The 22,925-nt window shown below is 73.3% G+C and carries 20 protein-coding genes and 1 pseudogene; 12 read left to right on the top strand and 9 right to left on the bottom strand.

Annotated features, from left to right (window positions below):
• From OG823_RS06765 to OG823_RS06740, 6 genes are all read right to left on the bottom strand, one after another.
• A complete protein-coding gene (locus tag OG823_RS06765) occupies window positions 1-1,464 on the bottom strand; it encodes a nucleobase:cation symporter-2 family protein (RefSeq protein ID WP_371478342.1) in 1,464 nt (487 codons plus the stop codon).
• A gap of 289 nt (window positions 1,465-1,753) precedes the next feature.
• Entirely contained in the window at window positions 1,754-2,668 is a 915-nt protein-coding gene (gene pucL / locus OG823_RS06760) for a factor-independent urate hydroxylase (protein WP_371478341.1), read from the bottom strand.
• Window positions 2,669-2,695: 27 nt separating this feature from the next.
• Window positions 2,696-3,031: a hydroxyisourate hydrolase gene (uraH, locus tag OG823_RS06755; RefSeq protein WP_371478339.1), complete on the bottom strand. Its 336-nt coding sequence runs from the start codon at window positions 3,029-3,031 to the stop codon at window positions 2,696-2,698.
• 39 nt (window positions 3,032-3,070) lie between these two features.
• Complete coding sequence (gene uraD, locus OG823_RS06750; protein WP_371478337.1) at window positions 3,071-3,616, bottom strand: 2-oxo-4-hydroxy-4-carboxy-5-ureidoimidazoline decarboxylase; 546 nt, start codon at window positions 3,614-3,616, stop codon at window positions 3,071-3,073.
• 217 nt (window positions 3,617-3,833) lie between these two features.
• The gene (locus OG823_RS06745; RefSeq protein WP_371478336.1) at window positions 3,834-4,214 is read right to left on the bottom strand and encodes a helix-turn-helix domain-containing protein; all 381 of its coding nucleotides are present in this window, start codon (window positions 4,212-4,214) and stop codon (window positions 3,834-3,836) included.
• Window positions 4,211-4,471 (bottom strand): thiamine-binding protein, encoded by a 261-nt coding sequence (locus OG823_RS06740; RefSeq protein ID WP_371484334.1) that lies wholly within the window; start codon window positions 4,469-4,471, stop codon window positions 4,211-4,213. The genes OG823_RS06745 and OG823_RS06740 overlap by 4 nt, the downstream gene beginning before the upstream one ends.
• 238 nt (window positions 4,472-4,709) lie before the next feature.
• Between OG823_RS06740 and OG823_RS06735 the strand changes: the two genes are divergently transcribed.
• The 12 genes and pseudogenes from OG823_RS06735 to OG823_RS06680 all read left to right on the top strand — a co-directional run bounded on the left by OG823_RS06735 (window position 4,710) and on the right by OG823_RS06680 (window position 19,040).
• Entirely contained in the window at window positions 4,710-5,573 is an 864-nt protein-coding gene (locus tag OG823_RS06735) for a TIM barrel protein (protein WP_371478335.1), read from the top strand.
• A 94-nt stretch (window positions 5,574-5,667) separates the two neighbouring features.
• On the top strand, window positions 5,668-6,564 hold the full coding sequence (locus tag OG823_RS06730; protein WP_371478333.1) for a 2-hydroxy-3-oxopropionate reductase: 897 nt from the start codon (window positions 5,668-5,670) through the stop codon (window positions 6,562-6,564).
• A 429-nt stretch (window positions 6,565-6,993) separates the two neighbouring features.
• Window positions 6,994-8,145 carry a glycerate kinase gene (locus OG823_RS06725; protein ID WP_371478331.1) on the top strand — a complete coding sequence of 384 codons (1,152 nt, stop codon included), beginning with the start codon at window positions 6,994-6,996 and terminating at the stop codon, window positions 8,143-8,145.
• Window positions 8,146-8,354: 209 nt separating this feature from the next.
• Entirely contained in the window at window positions 8,355-9,740 is a 1,386-nt protein-coding gene (gene allB / locus OG823_RS06720; RefSeq protein ID WP_371478330.1) for an allantoinase AllB, read from the top strand.
• Window positions 9,737-10,789 (top strand): annotated as a pseudogene (gene alc, locus OG823_RS06715) (allantoicase); the annotation flags it as partial. The gene allB and the pseudogene alc, both read left to right, overlap by 4 nt.
• Window positions 10,790-11,229: 440 nt before the next feature.
• The gene (locus tag OG823_RS06710) at window positions 11,230-12,690 is read left to right on the top strand and encodes a catalase (protein ID WP_371478329.1); all 1,461 of its coding nucleotides are present in this window, start codon (window positions 11,230-11,232) and stop codon (window positions 12,688-12,690) included.
• A gap of 312 nt (window positions 12,691-13,002) precedes the next feature.
• Window positions 13,003-13,782, top strand: coding sequence for an IclR family transcriptional regulator (locus tag OG823_RS06705; RefSeq protein WP_371478328.1), 780 nt, complete (start codon window positions 13,003-13,005; stop codon window positions 13,780-13,782).
• A gap of 193 nt (window positions 13,783-13,975) precedes the next feature.
• Window positions 13,976-14,872: a metal-dependent hydrolase gene (locus OG823_RS06700; protein WP_371478327.1), complete on the top strand. Its 897-nt coding sequence runs from the start codon at window positions 13,976-13,978 to the stop codon at window positions 14,870-14,872.
• A 32-nt stretch (window positions 14,873-14,904) separates the two neighbouring features.
• A complete protein-coding gene (locus OG823_RS06695) occupies window positions 14,905-15,990 on the top strand; it encodes a 2Fe-2S iron-sulfur cluster-binding protein (RefSeq protein WP_371478326.1) in 1,086 nt (361 codons plus the stop codon).
• A 30-nt stretch (window positions 15,991-16,020) separates the two neighbouring features.
• Window positions 16,021-16,893, top strand: coding sequence for a M24 family metallopeptidase (locus OG823_RS06690; protein ID WP_371478325.1), 873 nt, complete (start codon window positions 16,021-16,023; stop codon window positions 16,891-16,893).
• Window positions 16,890-18,611, top strand: a complete 1,722-nt coding sequence (locus tag OG823_RS06685) for an SDR family oxidoreductase (protein WP_371478324.1) — start codon at window positions 16,890-16,892, stop codon at window positions 18,609-18,611. Before OG823_RS06690 ends, OG823_RS06685 begins: the two co-directional genes overlap by 4 nt.
• A 198-nt stretch (window positions 18,612-18,809) precedes the next feature.
• Window positions 18,810-19,040: a cold-shock protein gene (locus tag OG823_RS06680; RefSeq protein WP_371478323.1), complete on the top strand. Its 231-nt coding sequence runs from the start codon at window positions 18,810-18,812 to the stop codon at window positions 19,038-19,040.
• Between the two features lie 240 nt (window positions 19,041-19,280).
• Here OG823_RS06680 and OG823_RS06675 read toward each other — a convergent pair whose 3' ends face one another.
• The 3 genes from OG823_RS06675 to OG823_RS06665 all read right to left on the bottom strand — a co-directional run bounded on the left by OG823_RS06675 (window position 19,281) and on the right by OG823_RS06665 (window position 22,607).
• Window positions 19,281-19,571, bottom strand: a complete 291-nt coding sequence (locus OG823_RS06675) for a hypothetical protein (RefSeq protein WP_371478322.1) — start codon at window positions 19,569-19,571, stop codon at window positions 19,281-19,283.
• 231 nt (window positions 19,572-19,802) lie between these two features.
• Complete coding sequence (locus tag OG823_RS06670; protein WP_371478320.1) at window positions 19,803-21,032, bottom strand: XdhC family protein; 1,230 nt, start codon at window positions 21,030-21,032, stop codon at window positions 19,803-19,805.
• An 84-nt stretch (window positions 21,033-21,116) separates the two neighbouring features.
• On the bottom strand, window positions 21,117-22,607 hold the full coding sequence (locus OG823_RS06665) for an NCS2 family permease (RefSeq protein ID WP_371478318.1): 1,491 nt from the start codon (window positions 22,605-22,607) through the stop codon (window positions 21,117-21,119).
• Window positions 22,608-22,925: the final 318 nt, after the last annotated feature.

The raw sequence follows: 22,925 nt of genomic DNA, 5'->3' as shown, positions 1-22,925 counted from the left end.
TCAGGACGGTGTCGCCGTCGGCACCGTCGCGCCGGGCGTGTCGCCGGTCGTGGACCGGCGGGCCGCTCCGACGTGGTGGAAGAGCAGGTTGAGCAGGACGGCCGCCACGCAGCCGGCCGAGATCCCGGAGTGCATCAGGGTGCGGACGGCCTCCGGGAACGCGTCGTAGAAGGTGGGCGCGGCGATCGGGATGATGCCGACCCCGAGCGAGACCGACACCAGGACGGTGTTCGAGCCGGACTCCATGCCGGCGTCCGCGAGGGTGCGGATGCCGCTCGCCGCGACCGTGCCGAAGAGCACGATCCCGGCGCCGCCGAGGACGGGCTGCGGCACCAGCGAGACCAGCGAGCCGAGGACGGGGAAGAGGCCGAGCAGGACGAGGATCCCGCCGCCGGCCGCGACCACGAAGCGGCTGCGGATCTTCGTCAGCGCCACCAGCCCGATGTTCTGGGCGAAGGCACTGGCCGCGAACCCGTTGAAGACCGGGCTGATCGCGGTGGCCAGGCCGTCCGCGCGCAGGCCGGCGGCCAGGGTCGGCTCGTCGGCCTCGCGGTCGACGATCCGGCCGAGCGCCAGCATGTCCGCGGTGGACTCGGTCATCGACACCACCATCACGATGCAGAGCGAGACGATCGCCGCCGCGTCGAACACGGGTGCGCCGAAGTGGAACGGCGACGGGAGCGCGAAGACCTTCGCGTCCCTGACCGCGCCGAAGTCGGCCAGGCCCAGCGGGAAGGCGAGCAGGGTGCCGATCGCCAGACCGATGAGCAGGGACAGCTGCTGCCAGAACCCGGTCAGCAGCCGGTTGCACAGCACCACCGCGGCGAGGGTGAACGCGGCGAGGCCGATGGCCCGTACGGAGCCGTAGCCCGGGGCGCCCGGCGAGCCGCCGCGTGCCCAGTTGACCGCCACCGGGAGCAGGGAGATCCCGATGAGGGTGATCACGGTGCCCTGGACGACCGGTGGGAAGAACCTGATGAGCTTGCAGAAGTACGGCGCCGCGAGGAAGCACAGGATCCCCGCGACGATCACCGCGCCGAAGATCACCGGGAGGGCGTTCTTCGGGCCGTGCTCGTTGGCTATGGCGAGCATGGGCGCGACACCGGCGAACGAGACGCCGTTCACGAACGGCATCCGGGCGCCGATCTTCCAGAAGCCCAGGGTCTGGAGCAGGGTGGCCAGCCCGGCGGTGAACAGACTGGCCGAGATGAGCAGGGCGAGCTCGGTGGGGGAGAGTCCCACACCGGCGCCGACGATGAGCGGGGGCGCTACCACGCCCGCGTACATCGCGGCGACGTGCTGCAGACCGGTGGAGACGAGCTTCACCGGGGGCAGCAGCTCGTCCACGGGGTGGACCGCCGGCCCGGGGGGTGCGTCGGAGTTGATGTCCGTCCCACCACCCGGACCGGAGGGCCGGTCAGGAGTGGAACCGCCGTCGGTGCTGCTGTTGGTGCGGAGTGCCATGTCGAGCCCCTCTTGTGCCCCTGGCCCTCGGCGCGCCCGTGGCGCTGGAGGTTGGCTGAACTCGCCCTGGCCGAGGGCGGGACGGCGGTACGAGAGTCCCTCGGCCGGCCTCTCCAGCTCCCCGGGCCGGCCGCCGTGAGGCGAGCACGATCTCCGGTTGGTGGGGGTGGAGAAACAGATGGTGCGGGTGAGACGGGTACGGCGGGTACTGCGGTGCGCCCGCCACCGGCCGGCCCCGGGGGGCCGGAGGGTGCCGCGATGCCGGGCGGTGTGCATGGCGTGCGGGCCGTCAGGCGACCGGGATGACCGGGACGACGCCCTCGCGGTGCACGGTGCCCTCGATCAGGCCGTACATCCGGTCCGCCGCGTAGTAGACCTCGTTGTCGTTCTTGAGGCCGAAGGGCGCCAGGTCGACGAGGAAGTGGTGCTTGTTGGGGAGCTCCAGGCGGACCTCGTCCACCTCGGCGCGGTTGTTCAGGACCCGGGTGCCCATCGAGTGCAGGGTCTGCTGCAGCGAGTAGGAGTAGGTCTCGGCGAAGGCCTCCAGCATGTGCCGCCGTACGTGGGTGTACGAGCGGTTCCAGTTCGGCTGGGGCTCCTCGTCCCGGCCGCTGAAGCCGTACTTCCAGCGGGCCGTCACCTGGGTGGCGAGGATCCGGTCGTACGCCTCCTGCAGGGTGGTGTACTTGTCCTTGATGTAGCCCCAGAACTCCGAGTTGGTGGAGTTCATCACGACCAGGTCCTTGAGGCCCGAGATCACCTGGACGGACTCGCCGTCGTAGGTGATCTCCGAGGTGCGGGTCTCGCCGCCGTTGCGGACGAAGGAGTGGCCGACCTCCTCCGAGCCGATGAAGCGGGCCGAGTTGTCCGGGGTCTTGATCCGGTCCCAGGTGTACTCCTCGATCCGGATCCGGGCCCGGTGGATCGGCTCGTTCTCGTCCACGAAGTGCTTCGCCAGCGTGATGCCGAACTGCTCCGCCGACTCGATCCCGTACTCCTTCGCGAAGGCGAAGACGGTGTTCTTGGTGGTGTCGGTGGGCAGGCAGTTGGCGTTGGAGCCGGTGAGATGGACGTCGTCGAGGTCACCGGAGAGGGCGACCGAGACGTTCAGGTCCTTGATCTCGTGACGGGTGCTGTCGCGGTAGACGCGGACGATGCGGTTCTCCGCCTTGCCGTACTGGTTCTGACCGAGCACGTGGGCCATGACGTGGCTCCCAATCAATCAAGCGGTCTAGCTTCCGCGGTAGACCGAGTATCCGAACGGGTTGAGCAGCAGGGGCACGTGGTAGTGGTGCTGCGCGGGCGCGACCGTGAAGACGATCGAGACCTCGGGGAAGAACGGCTTCTGCTCCGACGCCTTCGCGAAGTACGCGGCGGTGTCGAACAGGAGCCGGACGACCGAGCCCGCCTCCACGGCCGGCAGGTCCTTGGCCCGGCCGTCGGAGTCCGTGGCGGAGGTGCCGAGCACCTTCCAGCCACCCTCGGTGTGCAGTGCGAGCTCGACCGGTACCCCCTCGGCCGGGCGGCCGAGGCTGGTGTCGAGCACGTGCGTGGAGATGCCAGTCATGGGTGAAGTGACCTTACTGATGGCAGGAGTGACGCACGGTCAGACAGGTGGTCCGTCCAACAGGCGGTTGATGCGGATGTCGTTGATCTTGCGCAGCTCACCCCGGACGATCTCCGCCTCGGTGGCGGCGTCGTGGGGGAAGCGCTCGCGGAGGGAGGCGAGCATGGTGGCCGCGGTGCGGCCGGTCGCGCAGATCAGGAACACGTGGCCGAACTTGGCCTCGTAGGCGGAGTTCGCCGCGTGCAGCTCGTCGAGCAGGGCGCGGTCCACTCCGTGGATGCCGGCCTGTTCGCGCTCGGAGGTGGCGTCGCCCGCCTTGGGCTCGCCGATCCGGGCGTGGCCCGCCATCGCGTCGGCGAGGTCGCCGGCCGTCAGTGCGGCCATCGCCGCCGCGTTCGCGGCGAGCAGTGCCCCGACGTCGGACCAGGGCCCGGCCGCGATGACCTCGGCGGCCCAGCGGGGGCTGGAGCAGATCTCCAGCAGGGTCTTCTCCAACTCGGCGGCCGGGGCCGCCGCCAGTGCGCCGAGGGCGCCGGCCGCGTCGACGGACGCGGTGTCGGTCGGTGCTGAGGGGTGGTTGGTCACGGGTGGACCTCCTGAAGAGTGGTGCCACCCGCAAAAGCTAGATCCGCCACCCCCGGGCGTCAACACTTTGTTGAACGGTTGGTGGTTACGTTTTGATCCGTGCCTGGTTACCGGCCCGTTTCGTGTGCGATTCGCCAAATGCGTCCGCACTCCCCGAGGGGACAGACTGGGCCGACCGGCAGGGCCGACCGCTCGGCCGGGCCCCTGGCGGGAGGCGTCAGCCGGACTTCGAGCCGTCCTGCCGGTTGAGGTAGTTGTACACCGTGAAGCGGCTGACGCCGAGCGCGGCGGCGACCGTCTCCACACCGTGCCGGACGGTGAACGCGCCGCGTTCCTCCAGAAGGGCGACGACCCGCTGCTTCTCCCCTCGGTCCAGCCCGTCCAGCGGGCGGCCGTCGAACTGGCGGGTCATCTCGGCCAGCAGGCGGTCCAGCGCGCTGCTGAGGTGCGGCAGGCGCACGGCGATCGCCGGCGCGCCGTCCCACTCCAGCAGGACGTCGTCCGCCTTGGCGTCCCCGACCGCGACCGGCGTGGCGCCGACCGCGTCGAGCAACGGCTTTATCGCCGCGGCGAGCGGGTGTTCCGGGGCGCTGCTCACTGCGTGCCCACTCCTTCCGGGGTCGTGTCGTCGTCGAGGACGCTCACCTGGACGGAGATCCGGGTGGCGCCCGCGTCCAGGGTCTCCCGCAGCAGCTCGGCCACCGCGGCCAGGACCTGCGGGGCCTCACCCTCCGCGCCGGTGCCGAACGGGCCGACGGCGACGGCGAGGCCGGCCTCGTCGACCACTCGGCGGGCCCGGGCGGCGTGCTCGGGCAACGTGTCCAGCTCGAACGGTTCTGTCGTGAACTCCACCATCAATCGCACCTGCCCACTCTAGCGAGCGGTCCGGTGGGTGGAAGGGGCTGGTCGATCCGACAGTCCGACGGTCGGGGGGCCGACGGGCTTCGGCCGCTTCAACAAATTGTTGCGACGGCCTTGACACTCGCTCGACTCGGCGGACATGCTTCCATCAAGCAGAATCCCTCTTCCGGATCGTGGAAGAAAGGGCTCCTCCGAGCCGAAGGCCGGAGGAGGAAACGGAAGAGAGTGAAAGGTGACTGACGTGACTGCCGCCCCCGAGCACGCGTTTCCGGACGGAAGCGCCACGGTCAACCTGTCGATCCTGTTCGGCGAGCTCCCGCTCCTGGAGCGCCCGGCCGCCGCCGCCGCGGCCGGCTTCACCGCCGCCGAGCTCTGGTGGCCCTTCGGCCTCGACCCGACGCCCTCCCCGGCGCAGCAGGACGAGCTCCGCAAGGCCTTCGGCGACGCCGGGGTCCGGCTCACCGGCCTCAACTTCCTCGACGACCTGGCGACCGGTGTCGCCAAGGGCACCCTGTCGGTGCCGACCGAGAGCGAGCGCTTCCGGGCGAACGTCCCGGTCGCCGTGGCGCTCGCCGAGTCGCTCGGCGCCACGGCGCTGAACGCCCTCTACGGCAACCGGGTCCTCGACTCGACCCCCGAGGAGCAGGACGAGCTGGCGCTGGCGAACCTGGTGTTCGCCGCCGAGGCCGCGCACTCCATCGGGGCGGTCCTGCTGATCGAGACCCTGAACAAGCCCGAGGCGCCGGACTACGCGCTGGTCACCGCTGAGGCCGCGATCGAGGTCGTGGACAAGGTGAACGCCGCCACCGGCCTCGGCAACGCCAGGTTCCTCTGCGACTTCTACCACCTGGCGAAGAACGGCGAGGACCTGGCCGGCGTCATCGACGCCTACGCCGACCGCTTCGGCCACGTCCAGATCGCGGACAACCCGGGCCGGGGCGAGCCCGGCACCGGGGACCTGGACTTCGCGGACCTCTTCGCCCGCCTCGCCGCGGCCGGTTACACGGGCCGCGTCGGCCTGGAGTACCGCCCCTCCACCGGCGTCAGCGCCGACAGCTTCGAGTGGCTGCCCCGCGAGCTGCGCGCCGCGCGGTAGTCCGCCCCGCGCGGTGGCCCGCCCCGCGCGTCCCGGACCGCAGGGCCCGGTGCCCTCGTCCTCCCACCCCTCCCCGTACGAAGGAAAGCCCCGCATGAGCGCCTCCCGCAAGATCGCCTTCATCGGCCTCGGCATCATGGGCAGCCCGATGGCCGCCAACCTGGTCAAGGCCGGCCACACCGTGACCGGCTACAACCTCACCCAGCCCCCGATCGACGCCCTGGTGGCGGCCGGCGGCCGGAGCGCGGGCTCGATCGCCGAGGCGGTGGCCGACGCCGAGGTCGTCATCACGATGGTCCCGGCCGACCCGCACGTGGAGCAGGCCGTCCTCGGCGAGGGCGGTGTGCTGGAGAACGTCAAGGCCGGCACCCTCGTCATCGACATGTCCAGCATCACCCCGCAGACCTCGATCAAGGTCGCCGCCGCCGCCGCGGAGAAGGGCGTCCGCACCCTGGACGCCCCGGTCTCCGGTGGCGAGGCCGGCGCCGTCGAGGCCGTGCTGTCCATCATGGTGGGCGGCGCTGCGGCGGACTTCGCCGAGGCCAAGCCGCTGTTCGACGTGCTGGGCACCACCGTCGTGCACGTCGGCCCGGCCGGCGCCGGCCAGACCGTGAAGGCCGCCAACCAGCTGATCGTGGCCGTCAACATCCAGGTCCTGGCCGAGGCCGTGGTCTTCCTGGAGAACGCCGGCGTCGACCTCGCCGCCGCGCTGGACGTGCTCGGCGGCGGCCTGGCCGGCTCGACCGTGCTGAACCGCAAGAAGGCGAACATGCTGAACCGCGAGTTCGCCCCCGGCTTCCGCATCGACCTGCACCACAAGGACATGGGCATCGTCACGGACGCCGCCCGCGCGGTCGGCGCGGCCCTGCCGGTCGGCGCGGTCGTGGCCCAGCTGGTCGCCTCGGCCCGGGCCAACGGCGACGGCTCGCTCGACCACTCCGCGCTGCTGCGCGGCGTCGAGCGCCTCTCCGGCCGCACCGTGGCCTCCTAGGCCGACCCCGGGCCCGGGGACGCGTCCCCGGGCCCCCGAGAACTCCTCCTGGCGGCGTGTACCTATCCGGTCGTGCCCGCGTCGCCAGGAGGGCGGACTCGGTCGGCAGGCGCGCCGGGGCTCATCCGCTCGCCTGCCGACCGTCCAAGCCGGTGGCGCGCCCTCCCTGACGGGGGCACTTCGGTCGTGCCGTGCGCGCCGCCCGGCCCCCTCCCCGCCGAGGGGAGCCCCTCTCGTACGTCGGAAGCGGGACGAGGGGGGATGTCTCCCGGCCGCAAGGCCGGGGGAGAACGGCGGGGAGGGGGTCGCACCCCCCACCCAGGCCCCGGAACGCACGAAGCGGGGGCAGACTCGGATCATCCGCCGCCCGCCGATTTGCCGGCCTCCGGCCGGCGATCCCCCACCCGACCCGGAAGTGAGGCCCACGCCATGCCCGCCACCCCCACCCAGGGCCATGTCGTCGTCGCGCCCGACAAGTTCAAGGGCACGCTGGAGGGCGCCGAGGTCGCCGCCAGGATCGCCGCCGGCCTGCGGCGCGCCGCACCCGGCGTCGAGGTCCGCGAGCTGCCCGTCGCCGACGGTGGTGAGGGCACCCTGGCCGCCGCGCTGGCGGCCGGCTTCACCCGGGTGGCCGCCAAGGTGGCCGGCCCGACCGGACTGCCGGTGGACGCGGCGATCGCCGTCCGCGGCGACACCGCCGTGGTCGAGCTGGCCCAGTCCTCCGGCCTGGCCCGGCTGCCCGGCGGGCGCACCGCGCCGCTGGCGGCCGGTTCGTACGGGGTCGGCCAGCTGATCGGCCGCGCCGTCGCCCTGGGGGCCCGGCGGATCGTGCTCGGCCTCGGCGGCAGCGCCTGCACCGACGGCGGCGCCGGCATGGTGCAGGCGCTCGGCGTCGGCCTGTACGACGCGCAGGGCGCGGAGCTCGCCCCCGGCGGCGCCGCGCTGCGCCGGCTGGCACGGATCGACCTCGGCCCGCTCGCCGACGTCCTGGCGGGCGTGGAGGTGGTGGTCGCCTGCGACGTCGACAACCCGCTGCTCGGGGTGCGCGGCGCGACCGCCGTCTACGGCCCGCAGAAGGGCGCGGACGTCGAGGACCTGCTGATCCTGGAGGAGGGCCTGACCCGCTTCGCCGACGTGGTCGGCGAAGTGAGCGGACGGGACCTGCGAAACGCCCCCGGCGCCGGAGCCGCGGGCGGGGTCGGTTTCGCCGCCCTCGCCCTGCTCGGCGCCACCATGCGGCCCGGCATCGAGCTGATGCTCGAACTGCTGGGCTTCGACGAGGCCGTGCGTGGGGCACGCCTCGTCGTGACGGGTGAGGGCTGCCTGGACGCGCAGACGCTCCACGGCAAGGCCCCCGCCGGCGTTGCCGCGGCGGCCACTCGGGCGGGGGTTCGAGTGGCCGCTGTGGCAGGGCGTCTGGAGCTGGCCGAGAACGAGTGGCGCGGGGCCGGTTTCGCCGCCGCGATCGCGCTCACCCAGCTGGCCGAGCAGCCCGGCGACAGCATGACCAGGGCGGGTGAGCTGGCAGAGGTCGCGGGGGAGCGACTGGCCGCCGCGTTCCTCGTGGACCGCTCCCGTTAAACCTTCGTTTCCTCGTAGCTTCCTACATTGACGTTTTGTTGAAGGCGGCCCTAGGCTCCGAGCAATCGCAGCCAGCAGTATGACGATCAGACCTCAACTGCCGCCCGGGCGCCCGATGGCCGCCGTACGCGACGCACCGCCGCGCACCCCGGTCCCGCCGCCTTCCCCACCCCTCGCGTACGCCCGCACCGCCCAGTCCGGAGGTCCCGATGCCCCCCAGCGAGACGCCACCCGCCACCGTGGTGATCCGCTCCCGCCGCGTGGTCCTCCCCGACGGCGAGCGGCCCGCCGACGTTCTGGTCCGGGACGGCAGGATCGAGCAGATCGCCGTCCACGGCTCGCTCCCGGCGGGAGACGACCAACTGACCGACCTCGGCGACACCGCCCTGCTCCCCGGTCTGGTCGACACCCACGTGCACGTCAACGAACCCGGCCGCACCGAGTGGGAGGGCTTCGCCACCGCCACCCGGGCCGCCGCCGCCGGCGGTGTCACCACGATCATCGACATGCCGCTGAACTCCGTCCCGCCGACCACCACGGTCGAGGGCCTGGCCGTCAAGCGGAAGACCGCCGAGGGCCAGTCCTGGGTCGACCTCGGATTCTGGGGCGGCGCGATCCCCGGCAACACCGGGGACCTGGAGCCCCTGCACGACGCCGGCGTGTTCGGCTTCAAGAGCTTCCTGGCCCCCTCCGGCGTGGACGAGTTCCCGCACGTCGAGCAGGCCGACCTGGAGAGCGCCCTCGCCGAGCAGGCCCGGATCGGCGCGCTGGCGATCATCCACGCCGAGGACCCGGACGTGCTGGCCGCGGCCCCGCAGCAACCCGGCGTGCACTACCGCGACTTCCTCGCCTCCCGACCCGACGACGCCGAGACCGCCGCCGTCGCCCGGCTGCTCGACACCGCCCGCCGCACCGGCGCCCGGGTGCACATCCTGCACGTCTCCTCCGCCGCCGTGCTGCCGCTGCTGCGGCAGGCCCGCGCGGACGGCGTCCGGGTGACCGCCGAGACCTGCCCGCACTACCTCACCCTCGCGGCCGAGGAGGTGCCGGACGGCGACACCGCCTTCAAGTGCTGCCCGCCGATCCGCGACGAGTCCAACCGGGACGCGCTCTGGGCGGCCCTGGCCGCGGGCGAGTTCGTCGCGGTGGTCTCCGACCACTCGCCCTCCACCCCGGATCTCAAGCTGCTCAGGGCCTACGGCGGCAGCGGCGACTTCGCCGCCGCCTGGGGCGGCATCGCCTCGCTGCAGCTCGGCCTGCCGGCCATCTGGACCGAGGCCCGCAAGCGCGGCCACAGCCTCTCCGACGTGGTCCGCTGGATGTCCGCCGGCCCCGCCTCGCTGGTCGGCCTCACCGGCACCAAGGGCGCCATCGCCGTCGGGAACGACGCAGACCTGGTCGCCTTCGACCCGGACGGCGCCTTCGCGGTCCGCGCCGAGGCGCTGCACCACCGCAACCCCGTGACGCCGTACGCGGGCAAGGCGCTGACCGGCGCCGTCCGCACCACCTGGCTCCGCGGCCGGGTGGTGGACGTGGACGCCGAGCCGTTCGGCCGTCAGATCACCCGTTCCCGAACCCTGGAGACGCACCGATGAGCACCGACCGGACCCCCAGCGCTCCGTTCACCGAGCTGGTCAATCTGGCCTCCCGTCTGCTCGGCGCCGGGGTGGTCGCCACCAACGAGGACACCTTCGCCGACGCGGAGAACCTGCTGGTCGCCAAGCCCGCCGAGTTCCGCGCGCACACCTTCGGCCACAAGGGCCAGATCATGGACGGCTGGGAGAGCAAGCGCCGCCGCGGCGTCAGCGCCGAGCAGCCGCACCCCACCGACGAGGACCACGACTGGGCGGTCGTGCGGCTCGGCGCCGGCGGCGTGATCCGCGGCGTGGTCGTGGACACCGCGCACTTCACCGGCAACTACCCCGAGACGGCCTCCGTCCAGGGTGCCTCGATCCCGGGCCACCCGTCGGTCGAGGAGCTCGACGCGGCCGAGTGGACCGACCTGGTGCCGCGCACCGCGCTGCGCGGCGACACCACCCACGAGTTCGAGGTCGCCGACGGGACCCGCTACACCCACGTACGCCTCAACATCTGGCCGGACGGCGGTGTGGCCCGCCTGCGGGTGCACGGCGAGGTGCTCACCGACCCGCGCGAGCTGGACGGCCTCACCTTCGACCTCGCCGCCCAGGAGTACGGCGGCGTCGCCGAGGCCGCCTCGGACCGCTACTTCTCCTCCCCGCACAACCTGAACGCTCCCGGCCGCGCCTCCGTCATGGGCGAGGGCTGGGAGACCCGGCGTCGGCGCGACAAGGCCAACGACTGGGTACGGATCGCCCTGGCCGGGGGCGGCGAGGTCCTGGCCGCCGAGGTGGACACCACCCACTTCGTCGCCAACGCCCCCGGCTGGGCCGATCTGGTGGGCTACGACGCCTCCGCCGGAGGCGACCCGGCCGCCGACGCCGACGGCTGGTTCGAGATCCTCCCGCGCACCCGGCTGCAGCCCGACACCCGGCACCGCTTCCGCCTCGACGCGGGCCGCCCGGTGACCCACGTGCGGATCAACGTCCACCCGGACGGCGGCCTGGCCCGGCTGCGGCTGACCGGCAGGCTCACCGAACCCGGCCGCGCCGCGCTCGCGCTGCGCTGGTTCAACGCCCTGGTGGCCGGCGAGGCCCGTACCGCCCTCGTCGAGGCCGGCCTCGACGCGGAGGAGGCCGCCGCGCTGACCGCCGCCCGCCCGCTCGCGGACGCCGCCGCCACCACCGCCGCCGTCTCCGCGCTCCGGCCGGCCGACGGCCCCGACGGCGAGCAGTCCTCCCGCCGCCGTTCGGCGATCTGGCGCCTGCTCGGCGTCTAGGCCGGGTCCGACCACTCCCGCCGGACGCGCGACCCCACCGGACGCGCGACCCCGCCGGGCACGCGGCGCCGGGCGCCGATCCGACGCGAACGGTCGGACACGACCGGGGCCCGACCGACACCTCGCCCCGGCGCCCCGCCCGGTCCGCGGCGCCGCCCCCGGACCGCCCCGACCGACCGTCTCCTCCTTCTCCACGCAACGCCTTTAACGACCTGAAGGACCCTCTCATGTCCAAGATCCTGACCACGGAGGCCGGCGCCCCGGTCGCCGACAACCAGAACTCGGCGTCGGCCGGCGAGTACGGCCCGCTGCTCATCCAGGACCAGCAGCTCCTGGAGAAGCTGGCCCGCTTCAACCGTGAGCGCATCCCGGAGCGCGTCGTGCACGCCCGCGGCTCCGGCGCCTACGGCTACTTCGAGGTCACCGACGAGGTCTCGCGGTTCACCCGCGCCGACTTCCTGGCCGAGATCGGCAAGCGCACCGAGGTCTTCCTGCGCTTCTCCACCGTGGCCGGCAACCTGGGCTCCAGCGACGCGGTGCGCGACCCGCGCGGCTTCGCGCTGAAGTTCTACACCGCCGAGGGCAACTACGACCTGGTCGGCAACAACACCCCGGTGTTCTTCATCAAGGACCCGATCAAGTTCCCCGACTTCATCCACTCGCAGAAGCGCGACCCGTTCACCGGCGTGCAGGAGGCGGACAACGTCTGGGACTTCTGGGCCCACTCGCCCGCCTCCACGCACCAGATCACCTGGCTCTTCGGCGACCGCGGCATCCCGGCCTCCTACCGCCACATGAACGGCTACGGCTCGCACACCTACCAGTGGGTCAACGAGGCCGGCGAGGCGTTCTGGGTGAAGTACCACTTCAAGACCAACCAGGGCGTCCGCTCGCTGGACGGCGGGCAGTCCGCACAGGTGCTCGGCGCCGACGCCGACAGCCACCAGCGCGACCTGCACCAGGCCATCGAGCGTGGTGTGTTCCCGTCCTGGACGCTGTACGTACAGCTGATGCCGGTGGCCGAGGCCGCCGAGTACCGCTTCAACCCCTTCGACCTCACCAAGGTGTGGCCGCACGCGGACTACCCGCTGCAGAAGGTCGGGCGCCTGGTGCTGAACCGGAACCCGGAGAACGTCTTCGCCGAGGTCGAGCAGGCCGCCTTCTCGCCGAACAACTTCGTGCCCGGCATCGGTCCCTCCCCGGACAAGATGCTCCAGGGCCGGCTGTTCGCCTACGCGGACGCCCAGCGCTACCGCCTCGGGGTCAACCACACCCTGCTCGCGGTCAACGCCCCCCGGGCGACCGAGGCGAACAACTACGGGCGCGACGGCCTCGCCGCGGTCAACAGCTCCGGCCGCGACAAGAACTACGAGCCCAACTCGTACGACGGCCCCGCGCAGACCGACAACGCGCTGGCCGCGCCGGTCAGGCTGGACGGCCACACCGGCACCTACAGCACGCCGGCCCACACCAAGGACGACGACTTCTTCCAGGCCGGTGAGCTCTACCGGCTGATGTCGGCGGGGGAGAGGAGCCGCCTGATCGACAACCTCGCGGGCTTCCTGGCGCAGGTCACCCGGGACGACGTCGTCGAGAAGAACCTCGCCCACTTCCACGCGGCCGACGAGGAGTACGGCGCCCGCTTGGAGGCGGCCGTCGCCAAGCTCCGCGCGGGCGACGAGGGCTGACACCGACCGCACGACCCACCCTCACCGGTCGCCGGGGCCCACCCCCGGCCGACCGCGGACGTGGCCTCTCCCCCCTGGGCAGTGGGGGAGGGGCCACGTCCGCGTCCCGGGCCCCGCCGCCCCGCCGCCGCCCGATCACCGGCGCCGGACCGGCCCGTCCGGTGGGCCGGTCCCCCTTCTGGCATATGCCAAGCAGCTGTGTCCGTATCACCTGCGCAAATAATCCGCAGACCGGCAACTACCGGCGCTCCCCGGTGGTTAGGCTGGTAGGAGTCGCGGCCGGTCCGCGCGGGGACATCGGAAGGGGACGTCATGTCGACACCGGCCAGGGGTCGTCAGGCCACGCTGGACCAGGGTGGCCCTGGCCCGTACCGCTCCCTGCAGCACGCGCTGAGACTGCTGGAGGCGGTCGACCGGCACCCCGGCGGCGTGACCACCGCCGGTCTGGCGCGGGAGACCTCGCTGCCGTTGCCGGACGTCCGGCGGCTGACCGAGTTCCTGGAGACCGAGGGCTACCTCCAGGTCCAGGACGAGGCCTGGGTGCTCGGGGGCACCTTCGCGCTGCTCGGGCAGTACAACCGCGAGCAGCTCGTCCGGGTCCGGCTCAACCACAAACTGGCCGAGCTGCGGGACGAGTTGGGTGCGGCGGTCTACTTCAGCCGCTACCACGAGGGCGAGTTGTCCGTCGAGGCGGTCTCCGCCGCCGACCACGCCCCGGCCGTCCAGGAGTGGGTGGACTTCCGGGCCACCGCGCACGCGAGCGCGATCGGCAAGTGCCTGCTCAGCCAGCTGGACCACGACGGCCGCCGCGATCACCTCTCCCGGCACCCGGTGGCCCGGCTGACCTCGCGCACCGTGGTCGACGCCGACCAGCTGATGCACCGTCTGGAGCGCCAGCTGTCCACCGTCCCGGTGCTCGACATCCAGGAGTACGCGCTCGGCACGGTCTGCGCGGCGGTCCCGATCACGGCCGGCAGCACGGTCGGCTGCCTGGCCACCTCGATGCCGGTCGACAACATCCACCGCCTCAAGAGCGCCGCCGAACTCCTGGCCCGGCGGGCGACCCCGCTGCTGCTGGCGATGGCGGTCTGAGCGAGGACCGGTACGCGAGGCCCCGCCGGACGCCCGTCCGGCGGGGCCTCGCCGTTTCACGGAGCGGCGGGCCCGGGCACCTCCGGACTATTAGACTCGATGTAAATAAGCTCGCCGAAACTCTTGTCCGCCGCTCTACCCGCGAGTAAGTTGCCCAGAGTCGAGCCGCCACCCGCAGGTCAGGAGGGCCCTCATGCCCCGCTCCACCGCCGCTCCCACCGTCCACGACAGCCTCGTCCTCGAACCCCGCGACGTCCGGTTCGACTGGTCGCAGCTTCCGCTGCACTGGATCCCGGACGAGCCGATGGCCACCCACACCATCAACGTGCTGCACCTGCTGCTGCCCGAGGGCGAGCGGTGGTTCGTCAAGGTGTTCAAGGAGGCGCTGCCCCTGATCAGGGACGACCAGCTGCGGGAGGAGGTGCTCGGCTTCATCGGCCAGGAGTCGATCCACGCCGAGGCCCACCAGGAGGTGCTGGACCACCTGCTGGCGCAGGGCCTGGACCCCCGCCCGTACGTGCGGCAGATCGCCTGGCTGTTCCAGCGGGTGCTCGGCGAGCGGAGCGGACTGAACGCCCGTCAGCGCCGGGAGAACATCATCGAGCGGGTCGCCTTCGTCGCCGCCATCGAGCACTTCACCGCCTTCCTCGGCGACTGGGCGCTCAACTCCCCGGGTCTGGACCGGGCCAAGGCCGACCCCACCATGCTCGACCTGCTGCGCTGGCACGGCGCCGAGGAGGTCGAGCACCGCAGCGTCGCCTACGACCTGATGGTCCACCTCGACCCGGGCTACCTGCGCCGGGTCCGCGGGATGGCGGTCTCCGGGCCGCTGCTGGTCCACCTCTGGGTACGGGGCGTGCGGTTCCTGCTCGCCGCCGACCCGAGCCTGGACGGACGGATCCGGCCCACCTGGGCGGAGGCCCGCCGGATCGCGAACCGCGGCATGCTGCCCGACCCGATCAGGTCGCTGCGCTCCGGTCTGCGCTACCTCAAGCGCGGCTACCACCCCACCCAGGAGGGCTCCTCCGGCCAGGCCCTCAGCTACCTGGCCACCTCCCCGGCGGCCCGCGCCGCGGCCGCCCCGCACTGACCCGCCGCCACCAGTCGCCAGGAGCAGCCAGGATGGACCTCACCACCCCGCCCCCCGACCTGTACGGCCGCCCGGAGCCCGACCGCTTCATGCGGCGCGTCACCGCCTTCGGCGACCGCTACACCCCGGCGCTCGGCAGCCCGCTGCTGCGCCGCAGCCCGCGTCGTGCGCCGGCCCGGCCGGTCCCGCCGCTGCAGCTGGCCGTCACCGGCCACCGGACGGTCGCCGAGGACGTGGTCGAGCTGCGGCTCGCCGACCCCGGCGGTGACCGGCTGCCGGCCTGGCAGCCGGGTGCGCACATCCGGCTGCGGCTGCCGTCCGGCCGCGAGCGCCACTACTCGCTCTGCGGCGACCCCGCCGACGCCGCGGTGTACCGCGTCGCGGTGCGTCGGCTGCCCGGGGGCGGCGGCGGCTCGACGGAGATCCACGACGAGCTCGCCCTCGGCGCCCGGGTGACCGTGCGCCGCCCCCGCAACGGCTTCGCGTTCTGCGCCGAGCCGCGCGTCCTGCTGCTGGCCGGCGGGATCGGCGTCACCCCGCTGCTGCCGATGGCCCGCGAGGCGCGGCGACTCGGGCTGGACTGGCGGTTGGTGCACACCGGCCGCACCGCGGACGCCCTGCCCTTCGGCGACGAGCTGCGTGCGCTGGACCCGGCCCGGGTGGAGATCCGCACCGACGACCGGGAGGGCGTTCCCACCGGAGCGGACCTGCTCGCCCACACCCGTCCGGGCACCGCCGTGTACTGCTGCGGTCCGGCCCCGATGCTCGCCGCCGTCCAGGGCGCGCTGGAGGCGTCCGGGGCCCGCACCCTGCACTTCGAGCGCTTCGGCGCCGCACCCGTGCTGGGCGGCAGCCGTTTCACCCTGCGCCTGGGCGCCGACGGCCCGCTGCTGGACGTCCCCGCCGACCGCTCGGCCCTGGACGTCGCCCTCGAGGCCCGCCCCGACCTGCCCTACTCCTGCCACCAGGGCTTCTGCGGCACCTGCCGGGTGCACCTGCTGGCCGGTACGCCCGAGCACCGCGACCGGCGCCTGACCGGGGAGGAGCGCGCGGCCGGAGTCCTGCTGCCCTGCGTCTCCCGCGCGGCCGAGGGCGAGACCCTCGTCCTCGACCTCTGACCGCCCCGACGCCCGCAAGGAGTGGACCCGATGGCCGTCACCGCACCGCGCGCCGCACGCCTGCCCGCCTTCCCCTACACCGACGCCGACCTCGGCCGGTTCCGGGAGACCCAGCAGCTCGCCTACCACTGCGCCGAGCAGGTCGCCGCCTGGATCGAACCGGGCGTCACCGAGCGCCAGGCGACCGCGAAGCTGCGCCGGTGCCTGGTCGTGGCCGGCGTGCAGGACTTCTTCCACGTGCCGTTCGCCTGGTTCGGCGACCGCACCGCCTTCCGGCACTTCCACACCCCGCTGCAGTTCTTCGCCGGCTCGCGCCGGCTGGAGGAGGGCATGCCGTACGTGCTGGACTGCGCGCCCGTGGTGGACGGCTACACCGCCGACATCGGCTACGGCGGCAAGGTCGGCGAGAACCCGGTCTGGGACCGCCTGGCCGCCGACCTGCGGGTCTACCGCGAGCTGATCCTGCGCGAGGTGCGGGCCCGCAAGCCGCTCAGCGAGGTCTACGCGGCGGTGGACGCGCAGATCGCCGCGCACGGCTACGACAACCGCCACCAGGTCTACCCGGGCCGGGTGATCGGCCACCAGGTGACCCGGACCACCGCTCGCGGGCCGGCCGGGGTGAACCTGTTCGGCTTCGGCGTGCGTACGCTGCAGACCCTCGGCCGCGAGCTGATCGGTGAGCGCCTGCAGGGCCGCTCGCCGCTCTGGGCCGGCGGCCGGGCCTCCCGGCACGCGCCGACGCCCGGTCTGTGGGCGGTCGAGCCGCACATCGGCTTCCGGGAGGTGGGCATCAAGTTCGAGGAGCTGCTGGTGGTCACCGAGGACGGCGCCCACTGGCTCGACGACGACCTGCCGCACGTGCGGCGCTGGAACAGCACCACCACCGAGGAGGCCTCCCGATGACCACCCGCCGCCGTACCGTGCACAGCGCCGACGGGCTGCCGCTCGCCGTCTTCGAGCAGGGCGACCCGGCCGGATCGACCGTCCTGCTGGTGCACGGCTACCCCGACACCCACGTGGTCTGGGACGACATCGCCGCCGACCTCGCCCGCGACCACCACGTGGTCCGCTACGACGTGCGGGGCGCCGGCGCGTCCGGCGTGCCCGCCGACCGGGACGGCTACCGCCTCGAACACCTCGCCGCCGACCTGTTCGCGGTCGCCGACGCCGTCAGCCCCGACCGCCCGGTGCACCTGGTCGCCCACGACTGGGGATCGCTGCAGTCCTGGGAGGCCGTCACCTCCCCCGGCGCCGGGCAGCGGCTCGCCTCGTACACCACGCTGTCCGGCCCGTGCCTGGACCACCTGGGCTTCTGGCTGCGCCGCCGGATGCGCCGGCCCACGCCCAGGCACCTGCGACAGCTCCTCGCGCAGGGCCTGCACTCCTGGTACATCACCGCCTTCCACCTGCCGCTGCTCGCACCCGCCACCTGGCGGTTCGGGCTGGCCCGGGCCTGGCCGCGGGTGCTGCGCGACCTGGAGGGCGTCGCCCCGCGCCCCGGGCACCCGCAGCCGACCCTGCGCCAGGACGCCGTCCGCGGGATCGAGCTGTACCGGGCCAACATGCGGCCCACCCTGCGCAATCCGCGCGAACGGCCCACCGAGGTGCCGGTCCAGCTGGTCACCCTCACCCGGGACCGCTACGTCGGGGTCGCGCTCTCGGAGGGCCTGGAGCGGTGGGTGCCGCACCTCACCCGGCGCTCGCTCGACGCCACCCACTGGTCCGCGCTGCTGGAGAAGGGGCCCGCCGTGGCAGGTCTGGTCCGAGAGTTCGCCGCCCGTACCGAGGCCGGAGAGAAAGCCGGTCCGCCGCAGGACGGTCCGCTGGTGGTCGTCACCGGCGCCGGCAGCGGCATCGGCCGCGCCACCGCGCTGGCCTTCGCCGAGCAGGGCTCCCGGGTGGTGGTCTGCGACCTGGACCTCGATGCCGCGACCCGCACCGCCGAACTCGCCTCGCTGATCGGCCCGCCCGCCCACGCCTACCGGGTGGACGTCAGCGACGGCGCCGCCGTCGACGCCTTCGCCCAGCAGGTCGCCGCCACCCACGGCGTGCCGGACGTCCTGGTCAACAACGCCGGCATCGGCCACTCCGGGACGTTCCTGCAGACCACCGAGAAGGAGTGGCAGCGCGTCCTGGACGTCAACCTGTGGGGCGTCATCCACGGCTGCCGCGCCTTCGGCACCCTGATGGCCGAGCGCGGGGAGGGCGGCCACATCGTCAACCTCGCCTCGGCCGCCGCCTACCTGCCGTCCAAGCTGCTGGCCGCCTACGCCACCAGCAAGGCCGCCGTCCTGATGCTCTCGGACTGCCTGCGCGCCGAACTCGCCCCGGCCCGGATCGGCGTCAGCGCGATCTGCCCCGGCATCGTCAACACCAACATCACCCGCACCACGACCTTCTCCGGCGTCAGTGGCGAGCAGCAGGCCGCCAAGCAGCAGCGCGCCTCCAAGCTGTACGCCCGCCGCGGCTTCCCGCCCGAGAAGGTCGCCGCCGAGATCGTCCGCGCCGTCCGCACCGGCAAGCCGGTCGTCCCGGTCACCTTCGAGGCGAAGGCGGCCCGCCTGCTGGGCCGCCTCTCCCCGGGGCTGCTGCGCCTCGCGGCCCGGCTGAACGTGGGCTGACGGCCGGCGCCGCCCGGAGGCGCGACGGCGGCCCCGGCGGCGGCCCCGACGGCGACCACGGCGGCGACCACGGCCCAGCCGCCGCCGGCGGGTGCAGCCGACTGACATCGGGCCGCCCGCTGCGTGTCAGGCGCCGCGCCCCGGCCGGTCGTCTGTTACTCCTGATGGGCACCGTCCGCACGCTCGAAGGAGTACCGCATGGCCACCGGCATCGTGACCACGTACCACGACGAACTCGGCTACGGCGCGATCACGCCCGACGACGGCGGGCCCGAGGTGATCGTCTACTACGACTCGGTCATCGGCGAGGGCGGCCGGGTACCGACCGCCGCGCCGGGGCGCCACGTGCTGCCGGTCGGGCAGAAGGTCAGCTACCAGCCCGCCCAGGAGGAGGGCCGCACCGTGGCGGAGCAGGTCCGGCTGCTCTAGACGGCCGACCCCGGGGAGCCAGGCGCGCCGGCGCGGTACCCGGGCGTCGTCCGCGAGCCGACGGGCTCTTCGGAGTGCGGGACGTACGGAGCCGGGGCGTGGGCGCCGTCCCGGACCGCCGGCCCGGGCCGATCGAAGCGGGATCGCCTGACGCGAGGCCACCCCGGGCGTCCAGCGGCCTTGACATCGACCGTCCAGCGCCCGGGCCACCGGGGCGCGGACGAGGGACACCCGCGCGGGTCAGCCGAGCCGGCCGAGTCCGGTGCGCAGTTCGTCGGCGTTCATGCACGGGTGAGCCGTGACACGGGCGTTGAGCTGGTGCCAGAACGGTTCGCAGACCGCGGGGATGGACGCCTCGTCTGCCAGGTCCACCACCATCGTCATGGCGCGGCGGCCGTCCCGGGCGTGGAAGTACGCGGCCTCGGGTTCGAGCGCGGCCAGGATCCCCTCCACCACCTGGGGGAGCGTCCCGTCGGTGATCAGCCTGTTGGCGGTCTCGGTGTCGAGGTCGACTTCCAGCAGCGTTCGCATGGGCTTGAGTCCTTCCCGAGGAGCGCCGTCCGCAGGGGCGTCGCGCGGGTGGTGACCTCCGGCGGTCCACAGGGGCCCGGCTTCGGCGCCGGGCGCTGCCGTCGGGCAGTCCTTCAATCCAGCCTCCCCCGGCCCGGGGCGGCCCGCAATCGGGCCGGGAACGGCCCGATTGCCGCCGTCACCCGGCCGGCGCGCCCGCCGCACCGGGCCGGCCCGGGACAGGACGGTGGCTCAGGCCGCGTGCGACCGGGACGGTTGCTCCGCCGGCCGGGCCAGGTCGTGGTGGATCGGGCCCTCGCCGGCCGAGAGGGGGAGGCAGCTGCCGCCCCGGCGGTACGCGACGATCTCGGCGGCCACCGAGACGGCGGTCTCCTCGGGGGTGCGGGCACCGAGGTCGAGGCCGATGGGGGAGCGCAGCCGGCCGATCTCCGCCTCGGTCAGGCCGACCTCGCGCAGCCGGGTGTTGCGGTCGCGGTGGGTGCGGCGCGATCCCATCGCGCCGACGAAGCCGACCGGCAGCCGCAGGGCGCGCTCCAGCAGCGGGATGTCGAACTTGGCGTCGTGGGTGAGGACGCAGAGCACCGTGCGGCCGTCGATCCGGTCGAGCTGGGAGTCCAGGTAGCGGTGCGGCCAGTCGACGACGACCTGGTCGGCGTCGGGGAAGCGCCGGGCGGTGGCGAAGACCGGGCGGGCGTCGCAGACGGTCACGTGGTAGCCGAGGAATTTGCCGATCCGCACCACGGCTGCGGCGAAGTCGATGGCGCCGAAGACCAGCATCCGGGGCGCGGGGACGTAGGACTCGACGAAGAAGGTGACGGTGCCCTGCTGCCCTTCGTCGCAGGGGCGCCCGTCCGCGCCGAGCACGAGCCGGCCGGTGCGGCCGGCGTCCAGCATGGCCCGGGCCTCGGCGACGGCGGCGCGTTCGAGCGAGGGGAGGGGCCGTGCGAAGCGCGTCGTGGGAGGCGCGGTGGCGGGCGACGGGTGGGCGGCGGCCGCGGGGGAGGGTGAGAGCGAGCCGTGGTGGCTGTCGGCGGTCACGGCGACGGTGGCGCCGAGCAGTCCGGCCGGGCCTTCGATCACCCGGGCGAGGGCCACCGGCGTTCCGGAGGCGATGTAGGTGATCCCGGCGTCGAGGGCGGGGTCGGCCCCCGGGGTGATCGGCTGGACGAACACGTCGAGCACCCCGCCGCAGGTCAGGCCGACCGCGAAGGCGTCCTCGTCGCTGTATCCGAAGCGCTCCAGGACGGGCTGCCCGTCGGCGATGGCCTCCCGGCAGAGCTCGTACACGGCCCCCTCGACGCACCCGCCGGACACGCTGCCGATCGCCTCGCCGGCCGCGTCCACGGCCAGTGCGGCGCCGGGGTCGCGGGGCGCGCTGCCGGAGACGCCGACCACGGTGGCCACGGCGAAGGAGCGGCCGGACGCGTGCCAGGCCTGCAGCTGTTCGGCGATGTCGTGCATGTCGGGGGGCTCCTTACGCGTGGCAGGGGCTGAGGGGTGGTGCCGTCGGGCGGGAACCGGGGTTCCCGCCCGACGGCGGCGGGGCTAGTGGACGCCGAGCAGGTCCTTCACCGGGCTGAGCGCGAAGTAGACCAGGAAGACCGCGGTCAGGACCCACATCAGCGGACCGGGCTCGCGCCACTTGCCGGTGCCGGCCTTGATCGCGACGTACGAGATGACGCCGGCCGCGACACCCGCGGTGATGTTGTAGGTGAACGGCATCAGGACGCAGGTGAGGAACGCCGGGATGGCGACCTCGCGGTCCGACCAGTCGATGTGCCGGGCCTGGCTCATCATCATCGAGCCGATGACGACCAGGGCGGCGGAGGCGACCTCGACCGGGACGATGCCGGCGATCGGGGAGAAGAAGAGCATCAGGGCGAAGAAGCCGCCGGTGACCAGCGAGGCGAGGCCGGTCCGGGCGCCGTCGCCGACTCCGGTGGCCGACTCGACGAAGACGGTCTGGCCGCCGCCACCGGCGACGCCGCCGATCGCACCGCCGGCGCCGTCGATGAACAGGGCCTTGGACAGACCCGGCATCCGGCCCTGCTTGTCGGCGAGCCCGGCCTCGGTGCCGACGCCGATGATGGTGGCCATCGCGTCGAAGAAGCCGGCCAGCACCAGGGTGAAGACCGCGACCGAGGCGCTGATCGCGCCCATGCCCTTGGCGGTGAAGGCGCCGAACAGATCCACGTCGCCGAAGAGCCCGAAGTCGGGCGCGGCGACCGGGCTGCCGGGCCACTGCGGGACGGAGCTGCTCCAGGTGTGCTCCGGCAGGTGGACGGTCGCGTTGACGATGAAGGCCAGTACGGTGCCGCCGGCGATGCCGATGAGGATCGCGCCCCGGGTGTTGCGGGCCAGCAGGATGAAGATCGCCAGCAGCGTGACCGAGAAGATCAGGACGGGCCAGCCGACCAGTTCGCTGTTGGGGCCGAGCGACACCGGCGGGCCGAACGGGTCCGGGCCGTGGTGGATGAAGCCGGACTTGACCAGGCCGATGAGCGCGACGAAGAGGCCGATGCCGATGGTGATCGCGTGCTTGATCGGCAGGGGTATGCCGTTCATGATCTTCTCGCGCAGGCCGGAGACGACCAGCAGCACGATCAGCAGACCGTAGATCACACAGAGACCGAAGGCCTGTGGCCAGGTGGTGTGCGGCGCGACGATCGTGGACAGCGCGCCGGAGACCGAGAGGCCGGCGGCCAGCGCCAGCGGGACGTTGCCGACCACGCCCATCAGGATCGTGGTGACGGCCGCGGCGAGCGCGGTCGCCGTGGTCAGCTGTGCGTGATCCAGGTGGACGCCGTTCTTGTCGGCGCCGCCCAGCAGGATCGGGTTGAGCAGCAGGATGTAGGCCATCGCCATGAAGGTCGTGACACCGCCGCGGAGTTCGGTGCCGAGGCTGGAGCCCCGGGCCGAGATCCGGAAGTAGGTGTCCAGAAAGCTCTTCGGGCGCGTTGCCGGGGGTGACGTGGGGGCGTCCGCCTCGGCGGGTCTGTCTTCAGTGGTACCTGGCTCCGTCGGGATCCGGGTCATGTCCACTCCCAAGGTTCATAGGGGGTTGGGGTGGGCGAGCCGACCTGTGGACCAGGCTGAGCTGGTGCAGGGGGACTGTTCGACTCACTGGGCGCACTCTGTGGCAGTGCCTGCGGTGCGTTGGCACCCCCGGCCGGGGCCGGGGGAGGGGTGGTGCGCACCGCTGCAGAACCCCGGCGTGGGAGAGGCAGCGGGAGAAGGCGTTCGCTGTGCTTCGGGTGGTGCATGGCGGTGCTCTTCGGTGCGGGCCGGCGCTGTGGGGCGCCGGGTGCTGCTGCCCCGGGGCGGCGGGGAAGACGATCGCCGCCCCGGGGAGGT

Origin of the sequence: Kitasatospora sp. NBC_00315, from assembly GCF_041435095.1 — a bacterium.
Lineage (GTDB): Bacteria > Actinomycetota > Actinomycetes > Streptomycetales > Streptomycetaceae > Kitasatospora.
Note: the sequence above shows the minus strand (reverse complement) of the source record. Positions and strands in the feature narration are given on the sequence as shown.

Bases quoted from the DNA above. Each gene is read 5' to 3' on its own strand.
- OG823_RS06765 (WP_371478342.1), bottom strand. From the start codon at position 1,464: ATGGCACTCCGCACCAACAGCAGCACCGACGGCGGTTCCACTCCTGAC.
- pucL (WP_371478341.1), bottom strand. From the start codon at position 2,668: ATGGCCCACGTGCTCGGTCAGAACCAGTACGGCAAGGCGGAGAACCGC.
- uraH (WP_371478339.1), bottom strand. From the start codon at position 3,031: ATGACTGGCATCTCCACGCACGTGCTCGACACCAGCCTCGGCCGCCCG.
- OG823_RS06740 (WP_371484334.1), bottom strand. From the start codon at position 4,471: ATGGTGGAGTTCACGACAGAACCGTTCGAGCTGGACACGTTGCCCGAG.
- OG823_RS06730 (WP_371478333.1), top strand. From the start codon at position 5,668: ATGAGCGCCTCCCGCAAGATCGCCTTCATCGGCCTCGGCATCATGGGC.
- OG823_RS06725 (WP_371478331.1), top strand. From the start codon at position 6,994: ATGCCCGCCACCCCCACCCAGGGCCATGTCGTCGTCGCGCCCGACAAG.
- allB (WP_371478330.1), top strand. From the start codon at position 8,355: ATGCCCCCCAGCGAGACGCCACCCGCCACCGTGGTGATCCGCTCCCGC.
- OG823_RS06710 (WP_371478329.1), top strand. From the start codon at position 11,230: ATGTCCAAGATCCTGACCACGGAGGCCGGCGCCCCGGTCGCCGACAAC.
- OG823_RS06705 (WP_371478328.1), top strand. From the start codon at position 13,003: ATGTCGACACCGGCCAGGGGTCGTCAGGCCACGCTGGACCAGGGTGGC.
- OG823_RS06700 (WP_371478327.1), top strand. From the start codon at position 13,976: ATGCCCCGCTCCACCGCCGCTCCCACCGTCCACGACAGCCTCGTCCTC.
- OG823_RS06695 (WP_371478326.1), top strand. From the start codon at position 14,905: ATGGACCTCACCACCCCGCCCCCCGACCTGTACGGCCGCCCGGAGCCC.
- OG823_RS06690 (WP_371478325.1), top strand. From the start codon at position 16,021: ATGGCCGTCACCGCACCGCGCGCCGCACGCCTGCCCGCCTTCCCCTAC.
- OG823_RS06685 (WP_371478324.1), top strand. From the start codon at position 16,890: ATGACCACCCGCCGCCGTACCGTGCACAGCGCCGACGGGCTGCCGCTC.
- OG823_RS06680 (WP_371478323.1), top strand. From the start codon at position 18,810: ATGGCCACCGGCATCGTGACCACGTACCACGACGAACTCGGCTACGGC.
- OG823_RS06675 (WP_371478322.1), bottom strand. From the start codon at position 19,571: ATGCGAACGCTGCTGGAAGTCGACCTCGACACCGAGACCGCCAACAGG.
- OG823_RS06670 (WP_371478320.1), bottom strand. From the start codon at position 21,032: ATGCACGACATCGCCGAACAGCTGCAGGCCTGGCACGCGTCCGGCCGC.
- OG823_RS06665 (WP_371478318.1), bottom strand. From the start codon at position 22,607: ATGACCCGGATCCCGACGGAGCCAGGTACCACTGAAGACAGACCCGCC.